22 protein-coding genes are annotated in these 18,603 nt (G+C 64.3%); 2 read left to right on the forward strand and 20 right to left on the reverse strand.

All coding sequences use genetic code 11. From position 1 onward, the window contains the following. Positions 1–27: 27 nt before the first annotated feature. The 20 genes from rplP to ACAM42_RS31305 all read right to left on the reverse strand — a co-directional run bounded on the left by rplP (position 28) and on the right by ACAM42_RS31305 (position 15,987). Positions 28–444, reverse strand: a complete 417-nt coding sequence (gene rplP / locus ACAM42_RS31210) for a 50S ribosomal protein L16 (protein ID WP_007838137.1) — start codon at positions 442–444, stop codon at positions 28–30. Positions 445–496: 52 nt separating this feature from the next. After that, positions 497–1,408, reverse strand: a complete 912-nt coding sequence (gene rpsC, locus ACAM42_RS31215) for a 30S ribosomal protein S3 (RefSeq protein ID WP_062478877.1) — start codon at positions 1,406–1,408, stop codon at positions 497–499. Between the two features lie 17 nt (positions 1,409–1,425). Beyond that, positions 1,426–1,758 (reverse strand): 50S ribosomal protein L22, encoded by a 333-nt coding sequence (gene rplV / locus ACAM42_RS31220; RefSeq protein WP_007838134.1) that lies wholly within the window; start codon positions 1,756–1,758, stop codon positions 1,426–1,428. A 9-nt stretch (positions 1,759–1,767) separates the two neighbouring features. Continuing rightward, positions 1,768–2,046 carry a 30S ribosomal protein S19 gene (gene rpsS, locus ACAM42_RS31225; protein WP_062478874.1) on the reverse strand — a complete coding sequence of 93 codons (279 nt, stop codon included), beginning with the start codon at positions 2,044–2,046 and terminating at the stop codon, positions 1,768–1,770. Positions 2,047–2,056: 10 nt separating this feature from the next. Beyond that, positions 2,057–2,881: a 50S ribosomal protein L2 gene (rplB, locus tag ACAM42_RS31230; protein ID WP_056576555.1), complete on the reverse strand. Its 825-nt coding sequence runs from the start codon at positions 2,879–2,881 to the stop codon at positions 2,057–2,059. Positions 2,882–2,883: 2 nt separating this feature from the next. After that, on the reverse strand, positions 2,884–3,219 hold the full coding sequence (gene rplW, locus ACAM42_RS31235) for a 50S ribosomal protein L23 (RefSeq protein WP_056576559.1): 336 nt from the start codon (positions 3,217–3,219) through the stop codon (positions 2,884–2,886). Further along, positions 3,216–3,836: a 50S ribosomal protein L4 gene (gene rplD / locus ACAM42_RS31240; RefSeq protein WP_062478869.1), complete on the reverse strand. Its 621-nt coding sequence runs from the start codon at positions 3,834–3,836 to the stop codon at positions 3,216–3,218. The genes rplW and rplD overlap by 4 nt, the downstream gene beginning before the upstream one ends. Next, positions 3,836–4,516 (reverse strand): 50S ribosomal protein L3, encoded by a 681-nt coding sequence (gene rplC, locus ACAM42_RS31245; RefSeq protein ID WP_369630464.1) that lies wholly within the window; start codon positions 4,514–4,516, stop codon positions 3,836–3,838. The genes rplD and rplC overlap by 1 nt, the downstream gene beginning before the upstream one ends. A gap of 236 nt (positions 4,517–4,752) precedes the next feature. Then, a complete protein-coding gene (locus tag ACAM42_RS31250) occupies positions 4,753–5,307 on the reverse strand; it encodes a hypothetical protein (RefSeq protein WP_369630465.1) in 555 nt (184 codons plus the stop codon). Positions 5,308–5,324: 17 nt separating this feature from the next. Further along, positions 5,325–6,914, reverse strand: coding sequence for a hypothetical protein (locus ACAM42_RS31255; RefSeq protein ID WP_369630466.1), 1,590 nt, complete (start codon positions 6,912–6,914; stop codon positions 5,325–5,327). A gap of 151 nt (positions 6,915–7,065) precedes the next feature. After that, positions 7,066–7,380, reverse strand: coding sequence for a 30S ribosomal protein S10 (gene rpsJ, locus ACAM42_RS31260; RefSeq protein WP_007838118.1), 315 nt, complete (start codon positions 7,378–7,380; stop codon positions 7,066–7,068). A gap of 21 nt (positions 7,381–7,401) precedes the next feature. Then, on the reverse strand, positions 7,402–8,595 hold the full coding sequence (gene tuf, locus ACAM42_RS31265) for an elongation factor Tu (protein WP_062478858.1): 1,194 nt from the start codon (positions 8,593–8,595) through the stop codon (positions 7,402–7,404). Positions 8,596–8,736: 141 nt separating this feature from the next. After that, on the reverse strand, positions 8,737–10,839 hold the full coding sequence (gene fusA / locus ACAM42_RS31270) for an elongation factor G (RefSeq protein WP_062478855.1): 2,103 nt from the start codon (positions 10,837–10,839) through the stop codon (positions 8,737–8,739). A 97-nt stretch (positions 10,840–10,936) separates the two neighbouring features. Next, a complete protein-coding gene (rpsG, locus tag ACAM42_RS31275) occupies positions 10,937–11,410 on the reverse strand; it encodes a 30S ribosomal protein S7 (protein ID WP_007829591.1) in 474 nt (157 codons plus the stop codon). A gap of 147 nt (positions 11,411–11,557) precedes the next feature. Further along, complete coding sequence (gene rpsL / locus ACAM42_RS31280) at positions 11,558–11,935, reverse strand: 30S ribosomal protein S12 (protein WP_013543948.1); 378 nt, start codon at positions 11,933–11,935, stop codon at positions 11,558–11,560. Between the two features lie 203 nt (positions 11,936–12,138). Further along, positions 12,139–13,308: a D-alanyl-D-alanine carboxypeptidase family protein gene (locus tag ACAM42_RS31285; RefSeq protein ID WP_070061890.1), complete on the reverse strand. Its 1,170-nt coding sequence runs from the start codon at positions 13,306–13,308 to the stop codon at positions 12,139–12,141. A 40-nt stretch (positions 13,309–13,348) separates the two neighbouring features. Beyond that, positions 13,349–13,981 (reverse strand): alpha/beta hydrolase, encoded by a 633-nt coding sequence (locus ACAM42_RS31290; RefSeq protein WP_070061889.1) that lies wholly within the window; start codon positions 13,979–13,981, stop codon positions 13,349–13,351. 70 nt (positions 13,982–14,051) lie between these two features. Beyond that, positions 14,052–14,405, reverse strand: a complete 354-nt coding sequence (locus tag ACAM42_RS31295; protein WP_095950244.1) for a ferredoxin — start codon at positions 14,403–14,405, stop codon at positions 14,052–14,054. A gap of 21 nt (positions 14,406–14,426) precedes the next feature. Further along, a complete protein-coding gene (locus tag ACAM42_RS31300) occupies positions 14,427–15,539 on the reverse strand; it encodes a VanZ family protein (RefSeq protein ID WP_369630467.1) in 1,113 nt (370 codons plus the stop codon). A 19-nt stretch (positions 15,540–15,558) separates the two neighbouring features. Continuing rightward, positions 15,559–15,987 carry a CopD family protein gene (locus tag ACAM42_RS31305; RefSeq protein WP_062478845.1) on the reverse strand — a complete coding sequence of 143 codons (429 nt, stop codon included), beginning with the start codon at positions 15,985–15,987 and terminating at the stop codon, positions 15,559–15,561. A 337-nt stretch (positions 15,988–16,324) separates the two neighbouring features. Between ACAM42_RS31305 and hemB the strand changes: the two genes are divergently transcribed. Continuing rightward, positions 16,325–17,338 carry a porphobilinogen synthase gene (hemB, locus tag ACAM42_RS31310; RefSeq protein ID WP_369630468.1) on the forward strand — a complete coding sequence of 338 codons (1,014 nt, stop codon included), beginning with the start codon at positions 16,325–16,327 and terminating at the stop codon, positions 17,336–17,338. 75 nt (positions 17,339–17,413) lie between these two features. Continuing rightward, positions 17,414–18,562 carry a magnesium transporter CorA family protein gene (locus tag ACAM42_RS31315; RefSeq protein WP_369630469.1) on the forward strand — a complete coding sequence of 383 codons (1,149 nt, stop codon included), beginning with the start codon at positions 17,414–17,416 and terminating at the stop codon, positions 18,560–18,562. Positions 18,563–18,603 lie beyond the last annotated feature (41 nt).

Raw genomic sequence — 18,603 nt, forward strand, 5'->3', positions numbered from 1 at the left:
TTACGTGTTGCCATGGATGTTCTCCTCTCAGGCGCCGAGCTGGCGAGCGACGAACGTCGTGCGCAGCGGAAGCTTGGCGGCGGCCAGGCGGAACGCTTCGCGGGCGAGTTCTTCGGGCACGCCGACGATCTCGAACACGATCTTGCCAGGCTGGATTTCAGCGACGTAGTACTCGGGGTTGCCCTTACCGTTACCCATCCGCACTTCAGCGGGCTTGGTAGAGATCGGCTTGTCCGGGAACACGCGGATCCAGATACGGCCACCGCGCTTCACGTGACGCGAAATCGCGCGACGAGCGGCTTCGATCTGGCGCGCCGTGAGGCGACCGCGGTCGGTGCATTTGAGACCGAAGTCACCGAACGCAACCGAGTTACCCGTGGTTGCGATGCCGGTGTTGCGGCCCTTTTGTTCCTTGCGGAACTTTCTGCGTGCAGGTTGCAGCATGTTTTGTTACTCCGTGAGGGCCCCAGGCACTTGCGTGCCCGGGAGCGACCGATTACTCGGTCTTGGCACCGTCCGCTGCTGCAGCGGGCGCGGCTTTGCGGACGCGCTTAACGGCGGGTTTCGAGTCTGCACCGGCACCGCCGGTTGCTTCTGCGGGCTTGTCGCTGCCATCGGCCGGAGCGGTGTTGCCACCGATCGGACCACGGGCACCGGCACGGGGGCCGGGACCACGACGGTCGCCACCCGGACGGTCGCCAGGGCGACCATCACGGCGGGGACCACGCGGGCGGCGCTCTTCGTCCGGACGCGGCGTTTCGACGGCCGGCAGGTCGTTGCGACCCAGCGTGTCGCCCTTGTAGACCCAGACCTTGACGCCGATGACGCCGTAGGTGGTCTTGGCTTCCGAGGTGCCGTAGTCGATGTCGGCGCGCAGGGTGTGAAGCGGCACGCGGCCTTCGCGGTACCACTCGGTACGTGCGATTTCGATGCCGTTCAGGCGGCCAGCCGACATGATCTTGATGCCCAGGGCACCCAGACGCATGGCGTTCTGCATGGCGCGCTTCATGGCGCGGCGGAACATGATCCGCTTTTCGAGCTGCTGCGTGATGCTGTCGGCGATCAGCTGCGCATCGATTTCGGGCTTGCGCACTTCTTCGATGTTGACCGCAACCGGCACGCCGAGCTGCTTGCCCAGTTCGCGCTTGAGGTTCTCGATGTCTTCGCCCTTCTTGCCGATCACGACGCCCGGACGAGCCGAGTAGATCGTGATGCGTGCGTTCTTGGCGGGACGCTCGATCATGACGCGCGACACCGAAGCGTTCTTCAGCTTCTTCTTCAGGTATTCGCGAACCTTGATGTCTTCGGCCAGCATGCCCGCGAAATCGCGGTCGCTTGCGTACCAACGGCTGGACCAGTTACGGGTGACCGCAAGGCGGAACCCGGTTGGGTGGATTTTCTGTCCCATATTTCTTCCAGGCCTTCTTAGTTGCCAACCGTCACGTACACATGGCACGTGGGCTTGCTGATGCGATTGCCGCGACCCTTGGCGCGCGCCGTGAAGCGCTTGAGCGTTGCACCTTGCTCGACGTAGATGGTCTTGACCTTCAGCTCGTCGATGTCGGCACCGTCGTTGTGCTCGGCGTTGGCAATCGCCGACTCGAGCACCTTCTTGATGATCACAGCGGCCTTCTTCTGCGTGAATTGCAGAACGTTGAGCGCTTGATCGACCTTCTTGCCGCGGATCAGGTCCGCGACCAGACGGCCCTTGTCGACCGACAGGCGGACACCGCGGAGGACTGCACGTGTTTCAGACATGGTCGTTCCTTACTTCTTCTGGACTTTTTTGTCCGCGGGGTGCCCCTTGAACGTGCGCGTGAGCGCAAATTCGCCGAGCTTGTGGCCGACCATCTGGTCGGTGATGTACACGGGCACGTGTTGCTTGCCGTTGTGCACAGCGATGGTCAGACCGATGAACTCGGGCAGAACCATCGAGCGGCGCGACCAAGTCTTGATCGGCTTCTTGTCCTTGTTCGTCACGGCCTTGTCGGCCTTGGCCACGAGGTGGTGGTCGACGAAAGGACCCTTTTTGAGAGAGCGAGTCATTGGCTATCCCTTACTTCTTGCGACGCGACACGATGAAGACCTGCGTGCGCTTGTTGTTACGGGTGCGATAGCCCTTGGTCAGATTGCCCCACGGGTCGACAGGATGGCGGCCTTCGCCAGTCTTGCCTTCGCCACCACCGTGTGGGTGGTCGACCGGGTTCATCACCACGCCGCGAACGGTCGGGCGGATACCCATGTGACGCTTCACACCGGCCTTGCCGAGCTGGCGCAGGCTGTGTTCTTCGTTGGCCACTTCACCGATGGTCGCGCGGCATTCGATGTGAATGCGGCGGACTTCGCCCGAACGCATGCGGACCTGGGCGTACACGCCTTCACGGGCCAGCAGCGTGGCCGAGGTACCGGCCGAACGTGCGATCTGCGCGCCCTTGCCGGGTTGCAGTTCGATGCAGTGGATCGTCGAACCCACGGGGATGTTGCGGATCGGCAGGGTGTTGCCGGCGCGGATCGGGGCTTCGGCGCCCGACATCAGGGTTGCACCGGCTTCCAGACCGCGCGGGGCGATGATGTAGCGGCGCTCGCCGTCGGCGTAGCAGACCAGAGCGATGTGGGCGGTGCGGTTCGGGTCGTACTCGATGCGTTCGACCTTGGCCGGGATGCCGTCCTTGTTGCGCACGAAGTCGACAATGCGGTAGTGGTGCTTGGCACCACCGCCACGATGGCGGATCGTGATGTGACCGTTGTTGTTACGGCCGGCCTTCTGGAACTGGGGTTCCAGCAGGGCTGCGTGAGGCGCACCCTTGTGCAGGTGGTCACGCGAAATCTTCACCGCGCCGCGTTGGCCCGGCGAAGTGGGTTTCATCTTGATGACGGCCATGATTAAGCGCCTTCCCCGACGAGGTTGAGCTCTTGACCGGCCTTCAGCGTCACATAAGCCTTGCGAACGTTGTCGCGGCGGCCGATGGACTTGCCAAAGCGCTTGGTCTTGCCCTTGGTGTTGAGCACCGACACGCCCTGGACTTCGACCTTGAACATCAGTTCAACAGCGGCCTTGATCTCGGGCTTGGTGGCGTCTTGCAGCACCTTGAAAGTGACAGCGTTCGACTTCTCGCCGACCATCGTGGCCTTTTCGGACACGATCGGTGCGACCAGCACGTTCATGAGACGGCCTTCGTCGAACTTACGTTGTGCAGGGGTGGGGTTCACGCGGCTCATGCGAACATCTCCTTGAGCTTGTCGACGGCACCCTTGGTGACCAGCACCTTCTTGTAGTGAACCAGCGACACCGGATCGGCGTAACGGGGTTCGACCACGAGGATGTTGACCAGATTGCGCGAGGCAAGGTACAGGTTTTCGTCGACTTCTTCGGCGATCACGAGCACGGACTCGAGATTCATTGCCTTGAAACGGGCTGCCAGCGGCTTCGTCTTGGGCGAATCCACGGTCAGCGAATCGACCACGGCCAGACGGCCTTCGCGAGCGAGCTGCGAGAAGATGGAGGCCATGCCGGCGCGGTACATCTTCTTGTTGATCTTCTGCGAGAAGTTTTCGTCAGGCATGTTCGGGAAGATCCGGCCGCCTCCGCGCCACAGGGGCGAGGACGTCATACCGGCGCGGGCGCGGCCCGTTCCCTTTTGCTTGAAAGGCTTCTTGGTCGAGTGCTTGACCTGTTCGCGGTCCTTCTGGGCGCGCGTGCCTTGACGGGCGTTGGCCTGGAATGCAACGACGATCTGGTGGACCAGGTCTTCGTTGTAGTCACGGCCGAACACGGTCTCGGGGGCGTCGTACTTCGACGCGGCCTGGCCTTGTTCGTTCAGGAGTTCGAGTTGCATTACTTCGCTCCTTCAGCCGCTTGCGGCTTGGCCTTGATGGCGGGACGCACGGTGACGAAGCCACCCTTCGAACCCGGGATCGCGCCCTTGATGAGCAGCAGCTGACGTGCTTCGTCGATGCGGAACACGTCGAGGTTTTGCGTCGTGCGGGTGACGTCGCCGAGGTGGCCCGTCATGCGCTTGCCGGGGAACACGCGACCGGGGTCTTGTGCCATGCCGATCGAGCCGGGCACGTTGTGCGAACGGCTGTTACCGTGCGACGCGCGCTGCGAGCTCATGTTGTGACGCTTGATCGTGCCGGCGTAGCCCTTGCCGATGGTCGTGCCTTGCACGTCCACCTTCTGGCCCACGGAGAACACGCTGCTTGCCGCGATCACGCCGCCAGCCTTGTGCTGACCTGCGGTATCGGCGGTGACGCGGAATTCCTGGATGAGTTCACCAGCTTCGACACCCGCCTTGGCGAGGTGGCCGGCTTGGGGCTTGGTCACGCGCGATGCTTTGCGCGAACCGAACGTCACCTGCAGGGCGACGTAGCCATCGGTCTCTTGGGACTTGATCTGGGTCACACGGTTGTTGGACACATCCACCACCGTGACAGGAACTGCGTCCCCGTCATCGGTGAAGAGACGCATCATCCCCACCTTGCGGCCCAGCAACCCGAGGGAGTTGCTCAGACTCATTTGTTTTCTCCAAAAATGGAAGACTTCCTTCGCCGCTGCCACTTCAATTGGCGACAGCGTTTGGCTGGTTTCCCGGCCTGCGAGAGAAGGTTGATAAATCTCCGCCAGAACGGCGACCGAACGGACGCAACAAGGGCAGAGCCAGAGATTATAGCCCGCAGTCGAACCGGGGCGCAAGTGGCCCTTTTCGGGCCGGATTCAGGGGGTTCCGGCCCCGTTTCGGGTGGCTTTCGGGCCTATTTCGCGGGCAGCGAGATGATGCTGTCGCCGCCTGGCAGCGACTTGATCTCGCCGCCGGCCTTCATGGCGGGCGCCGCCGCGCCGGTCTGGATCGGGATGGAAATGGCGCTGGTCCGGCCGCCCTGCGTGATGAACACGTTCAGGTAGGCCAGCCCCTCGCTCTGGCTGACCACCGTGACGGAAGCGTCGGAGCGCTGCCCCGGCGGCAGGCTCAGCGACGCGCTGCCGGACAGCGTCAGGCCTGCATCGACCGTCAGCGCCACGCTGGCGCCCGCGGGGTCGCTGACGCCATCGAACTGCAGAACGACCACGGTCGGCTTGCCGGCCTGCGGCGCGCCGCCCAGCCGGTACTGCAGCTTGACGCCGGAGTCGTTGGGTTTTCTCGATGCGGTCACCCAGGGGGTGGCGGAGCCCTTCAGGCCTGCAGGCGACAACTTCGCGGTGGTGCGCGCCGGCGGTATCCCGTCAGCCAGGGCGCAGGCCGAGAGCGCGGACAGTGCAAGTCCCGCCGTCAGTGCGGCAGCCAGAGAGAGGCGAGTGTTCAGGATCATCGCGAGCCTTCCCTTCCTTATTGAACGAGCACGGTGAGGCACACCGGCGTAGCAGAGGAGCTCGTCATTGCGGCATCTCGCACTGCCAGAACGTACTCACCCGCACTCAGGCTGACCCGGTTGCCCGACCGGGCGATCTCTCCGCCCCGGAAGACGTCGAAGTCCGGCACCGCGGCGTTCCCGACCGTGACCTGGTAGTCCCGGTTCGCCGGCGCGATGAAACGCAGGTAGGCAATGTTGCCGAGCTTGTTGCCCGTGCCCGCCACGCTGGAGACACAGACGTTGTTGACCACCGCACCAACAGCCAAGGCCCGGTACATCGGCAGCACGCCGGGCACGCTGGGCAACCCGCCGTCGTTCGATTCGCCCGCGCCGAATGCATCGCTGGAGGTGATGTTCTGCGCGGTCAGCAGGCTGTTCAGCGCCGAGGCGTTGCCAGGCGACGTCGCATTGAACGCGGCGGCGAAGGCGTGGATCGACGTGACCGGCGCGCCGCTTCGGAACTGGAAGCCGGTCAAGGTGTCGTGGATGGGCTTGAAGCCGGCCTGCCGGTTGAGGTTCCACAGGATGGCCTGGACAGATGACTCGCGGGACCAGCCGGGATTGCTTGTAGGACCACGCGAGAGATCCAACGGGCTGCCCCCCCTTTGCTGCGGCAGCTTTGAGTCGACATAGTTGCTTCGTTCCAGGGCAATGCCTGACCACGCATTACCCCAACCCTCGGAGAAAGCAAGGCGCCGATCGAGACGATCGTCCATCGAATGCCCGCCTCCGATCGAGTCATCCCGACTGAAGGCCGATTGGTAGTAGTGCCCCCATTCGTGCGCGATCACTGGTGCATCGAACTCGTCGGTGTCCACATCCTCCTTGCCCAGCACGTAGATCTGCCGACCGTTGCTTCCGCTGTTGAAGAAGAAGGTCGTGCCAATCTGTCCCGCCGAAAGATTGATTCCGTCCGACGGCGCGTTGTTGACGCTCCAGAAAACCTTCAGCACAGGAAACGCCGAAGCCGGCGCCACCGACAGCACCTTCTGCATGGAGGTGTAGATCGTGTCGAGCACGGCGAACGGCGCCGCGACCCGCGTCCCGCTGTAGCGCAAGCCATCCCAGCCGCTGTCCGCGCGCAGGTCGCGCGTCAGCGCCGCGCTGCCCGACGAAAAGCTCGCCGACTGCATCGAGTACAGCGCATCGCTGCGCGTGTTGTCGCGCACCGTGACATCCCAGGTCGCGCCCGGACCGGTCCGGGTCAGCTGGGCCCGGACGCGCACGGTGATGTTCGTGTTCGCCGGCACCGAGACCGCGTAATTGCCACCGTCATCCGTGGTGGTCAACGCGAGCTGCGCCGACGTGTTGGCATCGAGCACCTCTACCGTGGCGCCGCGCACGGGCTTGGCCGTCGTGTTCGCGTACAGGAGGGGCCCGTTGTTGTTTGGCACCGAGTCGTAAGTGGCTTTCCCGCTCAGGGCGACCGGGTTCAGCACGATCGGCAGGCCGATGGGAAACCCACCGCCGCCACCGCCACCACCACCGCCTCCCCCACCGCAACCTGCCAGCAATGCCGCAGCGATGCACGCCGCACCGAATGCAAAAGAGAACTTCTGGCTCATCACGTGTGCTGCCCTCGTTTCAGCCCCGGCGCACTGCGTCCCGCAGGCCGGTGCGCGAGGATGCCACAGTTGAGAAACAAACGTGAAGCGCAAAAAAGCCCGCCGGCATTTCTGCAGGCGGGCTGTGCTCGGAATGCGACGCGAGGTCGAATTACTGCAGCTTGATCTCGACGTCGACGCCGGCCGGCAGGTCGAGCTTCATCAGCGCGTCCACGGTCTTGTCGGTGGGGTCGACGATGTCCATCAGGCGCTGGTGCGTGCGGATTTCCAGCTGGTCGCGCGACGTCTTGTTGACGTGCGGCGAACGCAGGATGTCGAAACGCTTCATGCGGGTCGGCAGGGGCACGGGGCCCTTGACGATCGCGCCGGTGCGCTTGGCGGTGTCCACGATTTCAGCGGCCGACTGGTCGATCAGCTTGTAGTCGAATGCCTTCAGGCGGATGCGGATCTTTTGCTTGGTAGCCATGGTGATTCCTTTGCGTCCGGCTTAGATGTCGAGGATCTTGGCCACGACGCCCGAACCCACGGTACGGCCGCCTTCACGGATGGCGAAGCGCAGGCCTTCTTCCATCGCGATCGGGTTGATCAGCTTCACGGTGATGCTGACGTTGTCGCCGGGCATGACCATTTCCTTGTCCGCGGGCAGCTCGATCGCGCCGGTCACGTCCGTCGTGCGGAAGTAGAACTGCGGACGGTAGTTGTTGAAGAACGGCGTGTGACGGCCGCCTTCGTCCTTGGACAGGACATACACCTCGGCGGTGAAGTGCACGTGCGGCTTGATCGAGCCGGGCTTGCACAGAACTTGGCCGCGTTCGACTTCTTCGCGCTTCGTGCCGCGCAGCAGCACGCCGACGTTGTCGCCAGCTTGACCTTGGTCCAGCAGCTTGCGGAACATTTCCACGCCGGTGCAGGTGGTCTTGACGGTGGGGCGGATACCGACGATTTCGATTTCTTCGCCGACCTTGATCACGCCGCGCTCGACAGCGCCGGTCACCACGGTGCCGCGACCCGAGATCGAGAACACGTCTTCCACGGGCATCAGGAACGTGCCGTCCACAGCGCGCTCGGGCGTGGGGATGTACGTGTCCAGCGCTTCTGCCAGCTTCATGATGGCGCCTTCGCCCAGATCACCCTTGTCGCCTTCCAGGGCGAGCTTGGCCGAGCCGTGGATGATGGGGGTGTCGTCGCCGGGGAATTCGTACTTGTCGAGGAGTTCGCGAACTTCCATTTCGACCAGCTCGAGCAGCTCCTTGTCGTCGACCATGTCGCACTTGTTCAGGAACACGATGATGTAGCCCACGCCCACCTGGCGAGCCAGCAGGATGTGTTCACGGGTCTGGGGCATCGGGCCGTCAGCGGCCGAGCACACCAGGATGGCGCCGTCCATCTGGGCAGCGCCGGTGATCATGTTCTTCACGTAGTCGGCGTGGCCGGGGCAGTCGACGTGTGCGTAGTGGCGGTTGGCCGTTTCGTACTCGACGTGCGCGGTGTTGATCGTGATGCCGCGGGCCTTTTCTTCAGGCGCTGCGTCGATCTGGTCGTAAGCCTTGGCTTCGCCGCCGAACTTGGCCGACAGCACGGTGGCGATCGCAGCCGTCAGCGTGGTCTTGCCGTGATCAACGTGACCGATCGTGCCCACGTTCACGTGCGGCTTGGTGCGGGTGAATTTACCTTTTGCCATTTTTCAATCCTTGAAAGAGCATGTCCCGTGTGTTGGTTTTATGTCTGCATCCGATTGCTGGTTCGCCCCGCACGGGAACAGGGCGGCACCGGATCGCAGACAAGAAGGGCCGCGCACTGCGCGGCCCCACATTCTTGAAACTTACTTCGAACGCGCAGCCACGATGGCTTCGGCGACGTTACGGGGAGCTTCAGCGTAGTGCTTGAACTCCATCGTGTACGTGGCGCGGCCTTGCGTGGCCGAGCGCAGCGTCGTCGAATAGCCGAACATTTCCGACAGCGGGACTTCAGCCTTGATGAGCTTGCCGCCACCGATCATGTCGTCCATACCCTGCACCATGCCGCGACGGCTGGACAGGTCGCCCATCACGTTGCCGGCGTAGTCCTCAGGCGTTTCGACTTCCACGGCCATCATCGGCTCGAGGATGACCGGGCTGGCCTTGCGGGCGCCTTCCTTGAAGCCGAAGATCGCGGCCATCTTGAACGCCATTTCGTTCGAGTCCACGTCGTGGTACGAACCGAAGTGCAGCGTGACCTTGACGTCGACGACGGGGTAGCCCGCCAGCACGCCTTGCGTCAGTGCTTCCACAACGCCCTTTTCCACTGCAGGGATGTATTCGCGAGGAACCACACCGCCCTTGATGGCGTCGACGAACTCGAAGCCCTTGCCGGCTTCCTGCGGCTCGATCTTCAGGATGACGTGGCCGTACTGGCCCTTACCACCCGACTGGCGAACGAACTTGCCTTCGGCTTCTTCGACGGTCTTGCGGATCGTTTCGCGGTAAGCCACTTGCGGCTTGCCCACGTTGGCTTCCACGCCGAATTCGCGCTTCATGCGGTCCACGATGATTTCGAGGTGCAGTTCGCCCATGCCGGAGATGATGGTCTGGCCGGATTCTTCGTCGGTGCGCACGCGGAACGACGGATCTTCCGAAGCCAGGCGCTGCAGGGCGATGCCCATCTTTTCCTGGTCGGCCTTGGTCTTGGGCTCGACGGCCTGCGAGATCACGGGCTCGGGGAATTCCATGCGCTCCAGCGTGATCATGGCGTTCGGGTCGCACAGGGTTTCGCCCGTGGTGACGTCCTTCAGGCCCACGCAAGCGGCGATGTCGCCGGCACGGATTTCTTCGATTTCGAGACGTTCGTTGGCGTGCATCTGCACGATACGGCCGATACGTTCTTTCTTGCCCTTGACCGGGTTGTAGACGGTGTCGCCCTTGCTCAGAACGCCCGAGTACACGCGCACGAAGGTCAGCTGGCCGACGTACGGGTCGGTCATGAGCTTGAATGCCAGCGCCGAGAACTTCTCGCCGTCGTCAGCCTTGCGGGTCACGTCTTGCTCGTCGTCGTCCGTGCCGTGCACCGGAGGAATGTCCAGCGGCGAAGGCATCAGTTCGATCACGGCGTCGAGCATGCGCTGCACGCCCTTGTTCTTGAACGCGCTGCCGCACAGCATCGGCTGGATTTCGCCGGCGATCGTGCGCGTGCGCAGACCGTGGGTGATTTCCTCGAGCGTCAGGTCACCTTCTTCAAGGTACTTGTTCATCAGCTCTTCCGAAGCTTCGGCCGCGCTTTCGACCATCTTCTCGCGCCATTCCTTGGCCAGCTCGACCAGCTCGGCGGGGATTTCGCGCGTTTCGAACTTCATGCCTTGCGAGGCTTCGTCCCAGAAGATCGCCTTCATCAGACGCAGGTCGACCACGCCCTGGAACTTGTCTTCGGCACCGATCGGAATCACGATCGGCACGGGGTTGGCCTTCAGGCGGTCGACCATCATCTGGCGAACGCGGAAGAAATTGGCGCCGATGCGGTCCATCTTGTTGACGAACGCCAGACGCGGCACCTTGTACTTGTTGGCCTGGCGCCAGACGGTTTCCGATTGGGGCTGCACGCCGCCGACCGAGTCGTACACCATGACGGCGCCGTCCAGCACGCGCATCGAGCGCTCGACTTCAATGGTGAAGTCCACGTGGCCGGGGGTGTCGATGATGTTGATGCGGTGCTCGGGCAGCGAGTGGTCCATGCCCTTCCAGAAGCAGGTCACGGCTGCCGAGGTGATCGTGATGCCACGCTCTTGTTCCTGCTCCATCCAGTCGGTCGTTGCCGCGCCATCGTGCACTTCGCCGAGCTTGTGGGTCACGCCCGTGTAGAACAGGATACGTTCGGTGGTGGTGGTCTTGCCGGCGTCGATGTGCGCGGAGATACCGATGTTGCGGTAGCGCTCGATGGGGGTCTTGCGGGACATGATGTACTTTCGGGTTTAAATGCGTTGAGCGCTGGGCGTCGAGCACGGGCGATTTCGCCCGGTACTCAACCCCCAACGCTCAAGAGACGTGTGTTTTTTAGAAGCGGAAGTGGCTGAAGGCGCGGTTGGCTTCTGCCATGCGGTGCACTTCGTCGCGCTTCTTCATGGCACCGCCACGGCCTTCCGTGGCTTCCATCAGTTCGTTGGCCAGACGCAGGGCCATCGACTTCTCACCGCGCTTGCGGGCAGCTTCCTTGATCCAGCGCATCGACAGGGCGAGGCGACGGACAGGGCGGACTTCGACCGGCACCTGGTAGTTCGCACCACCGACGCGGCGCGACTTCACTTCGACCATCGGCTTCACGTTGTTGATGGCAACGGTGAACGCTTCGAGGGGGTCCTTGTCCGGGTTCTTCTTCTCGATGAAGTCGAGGGCACCGTAAATGATGCGCTCGGCAACAGCCTTCTTGCCGCCCTCCATGATCACGTTCATGAATTTGGACAGCTCGACATTGCCGTACTTGGGATCCGGCAGGATTTCACGTTTGGGGACTTCGCGACGACGTGGCATTTTTCTAACCTCTTTGCTTCAGTTGGCATCGTTTCCGATACCGCGAGAGCCAGTCAGGACTCTCACTTACTCGACCCGACATTGGGTCACTTCGTTCGACAAGCCCGCCAAGGCCATCGAACACCGCTTGTTTTCTGACAGGAAGGCTTAGGCCTTCTTGGGACGCTTCGCGCCGTACTTGGAACGCGACTGCTTGCGGTCTTTCACGCCTTGCAGGTCGAGCGAACCGCGCACGATGTGGTAACGCACACCGGGCAAGTCCTTGACACGACCGCCGCGAACCAGCACGACGCTGTGTTCTTGCAGGTTGTGGCCTTCGCCGCCGATGTAGGAAATGACTTCGAAGCCATTGGTCAGACGGACCTTGGCAACTTTACGAAGCGCCGAGTTGGGCTTCTTGGGCGTCGTGGTGTAGACGCGGGTGCAGACACCGCGACGTTGCGGCGAGTTCTGCATGGCAGGGCTCTTCGAATTGATCTTTTCGACCGTTCGACCCTGACGCACCAGTTGATTGATGGTTGGCATGAATGAATTAGTCCCAAAACAACCCGACTTTGGTAGTGAAACCGCCCTTGGTCGTGACTCAAGGAAGCCGGGAATAACGAAAACGTGAAACCCTTCGGAAAATTCCGAAAAGCCCACGAGTATAGCAGGCAGGTCTGAAATGGCAATGTCAGGCGCCTGGAGCGCCCGCCACCGCCTGTTTCAAGGCCGTTTTTTCCTGTCTCTTACTTGATCCAGAGACGCACGGCGTCCCAGGCGCGGCCGAAGACGCCGGCCTGCTCGACCGGCTCCAGGGCGACCAGCGGCACGTCCGCCAGGGGCTGGTCGTCCAGCGTGACCTTGAGCGAGCCGACGGCCTGGTACTTGGTGAACGGCGCGACCAGCGGGTCGGGGCGCGACACCTGCGTCTTGATCTTGCTGGCGGAACCGGTCGGCACGGCGACCACGATGGCCTCGGGGCGGCCCAGCTTCAGCACGTTGGCCTTGCCCTTCCAGACGGCGGGCGTGGCGGCCGGCTGGCCGGCGTCGAACAGGCGCACGGCGTCGTAGGCCGTGTAGCCCCAGTTCAGCAGCTTCTGCGACTCGTTGGCGCGCACGGCCTCGCTGCTGGCGCCCAGCACGATCGACAGCAGGCGGCGGCCGCCGGTCAGGTTCGGGAAGTCGCGCTTGGCGGTGGCAATCATGCAGTAGCCAGCGGCGTCGGTGTGGCCGGTCTTCAGGCCGTCGACGGTCGGGTCGCGGAACAGCAGCAGGTTGCGGTTGGTGTCGTTGGTCGACGGGGTGCCCGGGTAGCGGTACTTCTTGATGGCGTAGTACTTGGCTTCCTCGGGGAAGTCGCGCACCAGGCGCGTGGCCAGGATGCTCAGGTCGCGCGCGGTGGTGGTGTGGCCGGGCGCCGTGAGGCCTTCGGGGTTCTTGTAGGTGGTGTTCTTCATGCCCAGCACCTTGGCCTGGGCGTTCATCATCTCGACGAAGTGCTCCACCGTGCCGCCCACGCCTTCGGCCAGCGCCACCGTGGCGTCGTTGCCCGACTGCACGATCACGCCCTTGATCAGGTCTTCCACCGGCACCTGCATCTTGGGGTCGATGAACATGCGCGAACCGGGCATCTTCCAGGCGCGCGGGCTCACCGGCAGGGTCTGGGTCAGCGTGATCTTCTTGGCGCGCAGCGCGTCGAACGCGACGTACGCGGTCATCAGCTTGGTGAGCGAGGCCGGCTCGACGGGGCTGTCGATGTCCTTCTGCGCCAGGATCTGGTTCGCGGTCACGTCCAGCAGCAGGTAGCTGCGCGCGGCGATTTCAGGCGGGGCCGGCATCTGGGCGGCGGCGATCACGCCAACCGAGGCAGCAGCGGTCAGCACCAGTGCGCGAAGCGCAGTGAAAAAACGATTCATGGAGAGTGTGGGAAGAGGCGAAAACAAGCCTGAAAGGCTTTCATTCGGTGCCCGCGCGCAGATGGCGGGCGACCAGGCTTTTGAGCAGCGGCAATTGTCCGTGAAAGAAATGGCCGCCCCCCGGAATAACCGTGACAGGGAGTGACTGGGGGCGTGCCCAGTCCATCACGGCGGCGAGAGGCACGGTGTCGTCGGCTTCGCCATGGACCACCAGCGCGCGCTCGTGCGCTTCGGCCGGCAGCGTGGCCACCGAGAAACGCGAGGCGGCCGTGCCCACCAGCACCAACTGCCGCACGTCGCGTGCGGCCCAGAGCTTCTCGGCCGCGCAGCTGGCCACGAACGCACCGAAGGAAAAGCCGGCAATGGCCAATTGGCCTTCGGGCGCGAGCTGGCCGACGACATGCAGCATGTCCTCGAGCTCGCCGCGCCCTTCATCGTGAGCGCCTTCGCTGGCACCGACGCCGCGGAAGTTGAAGCGCACGGCCGTCCAGCCGCAGGACACGAAGGCGCGGGCCAGGGTCTGCACGACCTTGTTGTCCATCGTGCCGCCGAACAGCGGGTGCGGATGGGCGATCACCGCGATGCCGCGCGCGTCGCCCGACGGCAGGTCGCGCTGCACCTCGATCACGCCCGCGGCGCCCTGGAGGCTGATTTTTTCGGTCTGGGAGTTCATGGCGCTGGGGTTGGCTGGGCCGGCGATGCCGGCAACGTGCACGGTACGAGCACGGGGTCCGCGGGAAAGTTCAGCGACCGACGTCGGGCGGCAACACCAGCCGCTCGACGACCTGGCCGTTCTTCAGGTGCGACTCGACGATCTCGTCGATGTCCTCGGCGTCCACGAAGGTGTACCAGACCGCCTCCGGATAGACCACCGCGACGGGTCCGCCCGCGCAGCGGTCGAGGCAGCCGGCCTTGTTGACGCGCACCTTGCCGGGCCCGGCGAGCCCCTGCTCCTTCACCTTGGCCTTGCAGCGGTCGAAGCCTTCCTGCGCGTTGTGCAGGGCGCAGGAGTCTTCGCCGTTCTTGCGTTCGTTCAGGCAGAAGAAGATGTGGCGGCCGTAGTAGCCGGACGGCGCGGCGGGAGTGGTGCTGGGCATCGACCGATTTTATGAGCGCGCTCAGGGCAGCGCCGGACGACGGCGCCGCGACAGCGCGGCCACCACGTAGACCAGCACCGCAAAGGGCCAACCCCAGCCCAGCCACTGGGCCAGGCCGTGGAAGCGGATGAAGCGGCCCTGCTCCCAGGTGGCCAGGGTCTGCGCGAAGTAGGCGCTCTCGGGCGCCTGGTTCAGCAGGCTCAGCTGCAGCACGAGCCCCATGAGCAGCAGCGCCCCGCACAGCCGACGCGGCGCAAAGAGCAGCAGCACGCCCGCGAACACCGCCGCGGCCAGCCCGACCTGCACCGGCAGATCGAGCCAGGCCCACGCATGCTCGGGGCCGTAGCTCATGGCCGCCGACAGCGCCGAGGCCGCGACGCCCGCGAGCAGGATGAGCGGCAGCAGCACCGCGCGCTGCACCACGTTGCGTGCCACCAGGTAGCCCAGCAGGCACGGCACCAGCGCCCCGAGCATCACGCACAGCAGTTCCACGGCCGGCACCAGCGGTTCCAGCTCGAACTGGCGCACCGGCAGCCAGTCGATGAAGGGCGTGTCGAGCAGCCACTCGGAGATCGTCGTTTCCAGCCGCTCGAACACCTGGCCGAGGCCGAAGGTGACGGCGGCGGGGAACAGCAGCGCAAAGGGCCAGAGCGCGAGCAGCACGAGGCCGCCGCGCGCGTCCTCGACGAACCATTGCGAGCGCACGCGGCTCCAGTGGGCGATCGCCCCCAGCCGCTCCAGCGCCGCGGCCAGCACCGCGCCGAGCACCGTGCCCGCGATGTTCAGCCCCAGGTCGACATTGGAAGGAATGCGCGCCGGCAAATAGCTCTGCAGCGTCTCCATGGCAAAGGCGATCGCCGCGCCTGCCACCGTGGCGCGCAACAGCGCACGCCACACACTGTGACTGCTGCCCGTGCGCAGCACGCTCAGCGCACACAGAAAACCGAAGGGCACGTAGCCCGCCACATTCACCCCGAAGTCGAAACCCGTCCAGTACTTGGGCCAGGGCGCCGAGAGGTAGGCCCAGGGCGCGATCCCCTGGTCACGCCAGTCGGCGAAGGGGTACAGGCTGGCATAGACGATCAGCGCCGCATAGGCCAGCGCCAGGGGGAGCGCGGCAGACTTGTGCGGCATGTCTACCGTCGACACGGGCTCAGAAGGGCTTCACCACCACCAGGATCACGATGCCCAGCAGCAGCAGCACGGGCAACTCGTTGAACCAGCGGTACCAGCGGTCGCTGCGACGGTTGCCGCCCGCCGCAAAACGGCGCAGCAGCACGCCGCAGCCATGGTGGTAGCCGATGGCCACCAGCACCAGGGCCAGCTTGGCGTGCATCCAGCCGTTGCCGGGGCCGCGCCCGATGCCGTAGCCCAGCCAGAGCCAGGCGCCGAACACCAGCGCCGGCACGGCCAGGAAGGTGGTGAAGCGCAGCAGCTTGCGCGCCATCAGCAGCAGGCGCTCACGCTCCGCGACCGACTCGGGGGGCACCATCGCCAGGTTGACGAAGATGCGCGGCAGATAGAACAGCCCGGCAAACCAGCTGGCAATGAAAACAATGTGAAGAGATTTGACCCAGAGCATGGCGGCAGTTTAGTGGTGGCTGCACACTGACCCCTCTTCGGGGCCCTTTGCCAAGGTTTCGGGCAAAAAAAAGCCCGACGTCTTCACGTCGGGCTGGGAAGCCCTTTTGCTGTCACACATCAAGGCACCCGCTCAGGGAGGAAAAGCGGGGAGCGGCAAGCCGCCCGCTTCAGAATTTAACAAAGACGAAACAAGGTTTCAAGCGATTGAGGCAGTTTCTTTGACTTTTACAACAAAAATCTAGAACTTAAGTTCTATTAATTCCCGTAGTTGTCAGACAACTTGCCTCCAGCAGCGCTGGGCTGCGATTTCGCGCTTCAGGCACAATTTTAGATATATGACGTCACCATTTTCCCCGCTCGCGATGTTCCCCGCCGGCCGCCCGCGACGGCTGCGCCGCGATGCCTTCACCCGCAACCTGGTGCGCGAGCATGCGCTGACGACGAACGACCTGATCTACCCGGTGTTCGTGCAGGAAGGCCAGAAGCGCCGCGACGCCGTGCCCTCGATGCCCGGCGTGGATCGCCTGAGCCTGGACCTGCTGCTGCCCGTGGCCGAGCAGTGCGTGCAGGCCGGCATCCCGGTGATGGCGCTGTTCCCGGTGATCGACGCCAGCCTCAAGACGCCCGCGGGCGACGAGGCCTTCAACCCCGACGGGCTGATTCCCCGCGTGGTGGCCGCCCTCAAGGCGCGCTTCCCCGAGCTGGGCGTGATGACCGACGTGGCGCTCGACCCCTACACCAGCCACGGCCAGGACGGCCTGTTGGACGAGACGGGCTACATCCTCAACGACGCCACCGTTGAAGTTCTGGTGAAGCAGGCACTCACACAATCGCAAGCTGGCGTCGATATTGTGGCGCCGAGCGACATGATGGACGGCCGCATCGGCGCGATCCGCACCGCGCTCGAAGCCCGCGGCGACATCCACACGCGCATCATGGCCTACAGCGCCAAGTACGCCAGCGCCTTCTACGGCCCCTTCCGCGACGCTGTCGGCTCGGCCGCGACGCTCGGCAAGAGCAACAAGAAGGTCTACCAGATGGACCCCGGCAACAGCGACGAGGCCCTGCGCGAGGTCGCCATCGACATCGCCGAAGGCGCCGACATGGTCATGGTGAAGCCCGGCATGCCCTACCTGGACATCGTGCGCCGCGTGAAGGACGAGTTCCGCGTGCCGACCTTCGCCTACCAGGTGAGCGGCGAGTACGCCATGCTGAAGGCCGCCGCCCAGAACGGCTGGCTCGACCACGACGCCGTGGTGCTCGAAAGCCTGCTGGCCTTCAAGCGCGCCGGCGCCGACGGCGTGCTGACCTACTTCGCGCTTGACGCCGCCCGGTTGCTACAAAAATAATAGCTACTGCGGCATACCTGCCGCACCTCCACGGCACTTCTGGCGTGGAAGAAGAACCACCGGGGGCGAGTGTCCATGCGCATCTTCGAAATCAGCCGCTCGCAGGTCAGCGAGCACGCCTCGCTGGCGCCGCTGGCCGTGCCGGGCGCCTGCGCCGCCGCCAGCTACCTCTGGATTTCGCTGACGCGCGACGAATTCCGCGCCGCCCAGCCCGAGGTGCAGCAGATCCTGCAGACGCTGTGCCAGACCCAGCTGGTCGACCTGCACGTGGCCGACCTGCTCAACGACCAGTTGCCCTCGCACTACGACTACACCTCGCTGTACGACGTGCTGGTGTTCCGCCGCCTGGCCACGGGCAACGGCCAGGACAGCGCTGAACCCTCACCTTCACCCTCAACGCCGCAACGCCCGTCGCGCGGCGGCCCGCCGGTGCTGCGCCGCATCGACACCCGCCCCGTCGGCTTCGCGGTGTTCGACCGCGTGCTGCTCTCGGTGCACCCCGAGGACGGCACGGTGCGCGATGCCTTCGCCGCCCGGCTGCTGGCGGCCGCCTCGTCGGACGACCGCGGCACGCCCGCGCTCGACGTGCGCGCCACCTCGGCCCGCTTGCCGGCGAGCCCCGCCGACCTGATGCTGCGCATCGTCAACCTGATCGTCGACGGCTACCTCGACATGCGGCGCGAGCTCACGAAGCAGCTCGACCACTGGCAGACCGAGCTCATCGACCCGCGCAGCCGCTTCACCAACTGGAGCGCGCTGATGGAGGCGCGCCAGTCGCTGCACCGCCTCGACGAAATCTGCGAAGACCAGCGCGCCGCCATGCAGGACTGGATCGATTCGCTCGAGACCCTGCCCATGCCGCAGGGCGAGACCGCGCAGCGCGAGCGCGACCTGATCATGGTGCGCAGCCGCGACGTGCTGGAGCACATCCAGCGCGTGGTGCACCACGTGCACCGGCTCGAGCAGAACGCCGAGACCGCCGTGCAGATGCACTTCAGCGTCCAGGGCCACCGGGCCAACGACATCATGCGGGTGCTGACCGTGCTCACCGCCATCTTCCTGCCGCTCAACCTCATCGCGGGCATCTTCGGCATGAACTTCGAGTTCATCCCGCTGGTGCACAAGGCGGACGGCTTCTGGATCGCGATGTCGGCCATGCTGGTCATCGCGGTGCTGCTGGTCCTGATCTTCTGGCGCAAGCGCTACCTGGCCCGCACACGCTGAGCGCCCATGAAAAAAGCCACGCGGTTGCGTGGCTTTTTTCA

The sequence above is a fragment of the Variovorax sp. V35 genome (assembly GCF_041154465.1).
Taxonomy (GTDB): domain Bacteria; phylum Pseudomonadota; class Gammaproteobacteria; order Burkholderiales; family Burkholderiaceae_C; genus Variovorax; species Variovorax boronicumulans.

Coding starts and splice junctions, on each gene's coding strand:
- rpsC (WP_062478877.1), bottom strand. CDS start 1,408: ATGGGACAGAAAATCCACCCAACCGGGTTCCGCCTTGCGGTCACCCGT.
- rpsL (WP_013543948.1), bottom strand. CDS start 11,935: ATGCCAACCATCAATCAACTGGTGCGTCAGGGTCGAACGGTCGAAAAG.
- rplD (WP_062478869.1), bottom strand. CDS start 3,836: ATGCAACTCGAACTCCTGAACGAACAAGGCCAGGCCGCGTCGAAGTAC.
- rpsG (WP_007829591.1), bottom strand. CDS start 11,410: ATGCCACGTCGTCGCGAAGTCCCCAAACGTGAAATCCTGCCGGATCCC.
- ACAM42_RS31285 (WP_070061890.1), bottom strand. CDS start 13,308: ATGAATCGTTTTTTCACTGCGCTTCGCGCACTGGTGCTGACCGCTGCT.
- ACAM42_RS31305 (WP_062478845.1), bottom strand. CDS start 15,987: ATGCTCTGGGTCAAATCTCTTCACATTGTTTTCATTGCCAGCTGGTTT.
- rpsS (WP_062478874.1), bottom strand. CDS start 2,046: ATGACTCGCTCTCTCAAAAAGGGTCCTTTCGTCGACCACCACCTCGTG.
- hemB (WP_369630468.1), top strand. CDS start 16,325: ATGACGTCACCATTTTCCCCGCTCGCGATGTTCCCCGCCGGCCGCCCG.
- ACAM42_RS31315 (WP_369630469.1), top strand. CDS start 17,414: ATGCGCATCTTCGAAATCAGCCGCTCGCAGGTCAGCGAGCACGCCTCG.
- rplC (WP_369630464.1), bottom strand. CDS start 4,516: ATGAGTCTGAGCAACTCCCTCGGGTTGCTGGGCCGCAAGGTGGGGATG.
- rplV (WP_007838134.1), bottom strand. CDS start 1,758: ATGTCTGAAACACGTGCAGTCCTCCGCGGTGTCCGCCTGTCGGTCGAC.
- ACAM42_RS31295 (WP_095950244.1), bottom strand. CDS start 14,405: ATGCCCAGCACCACTCCCGCCGCGCCGTCCGGCTACTACGGCCGCCAC.
- tuf (WP_062478858.1), bottom strand. CDS start 8,595: ATGGCAAAAGGTAAATTCACCCGCACCAAGCCGCACGTGAACGTGGGC.
- ACAM42_RS31300 (WP_369630467.1), bottom strand. CDS start 15,539: ATGCCGCACAAGTCTGCCGCGCTCCCCCTGGCGCTGGCCTATGCGGCG.
- rpsJ (WP_007838118.1), bottom strand. CDS start 7,380: ATGGCTACCAAGCAAAAGATCCGCATCCGCCTGAAGGCATTCGACTAC.
- rplW (WP_056576559.1), bottom strand. CDS start 3,219: ATGAGCCGCGTGAACCCCACCCCTGCACAACGTAAGTTCGACGAAGGC.
- fusA (WP_062478855.1), bottom strand. CDS start 10,839: ATGTCCCGCAAGACCCCCATCGAGCGCTACCGCAACATCGGTATCTCC.
- rplB (WP_056576555.1), bottom strand. CDS start 2,881: ATGGCCGTCATCAAGATGAAACCCACTTCGCCGGGCCAACGCGGCGCG.
- rplP (WP_007838137.1), bottom strand. CDS start 444: ATGCTGCAACCTGCACGCAGAAAGTTCCGCAAGGAACAAAAGGGCCGC.
- ACAM42_RS31255 (WP_369630466.1), bottom strand. CDS start 6,914: ATGAGCCAGAAGTTCTCTTTTGCATTCGGTGCGGCGTGCATCGCTGCG.
- ACAM42_RS31290 (WP_070061889.1), bottom strand. CDS start 13,981: ATGAACTCCCAGACCGAAAAAATCAGCCTCCAGGGCGCCGCGGGCGTG.
- ACAM42_RS31250 (WP_369630465.1), bottom strand. CDS start 5,307: ATGATCCTGAACACTCGCCTCTCTCTGGCTGCCGCACTGACGGCGGGA.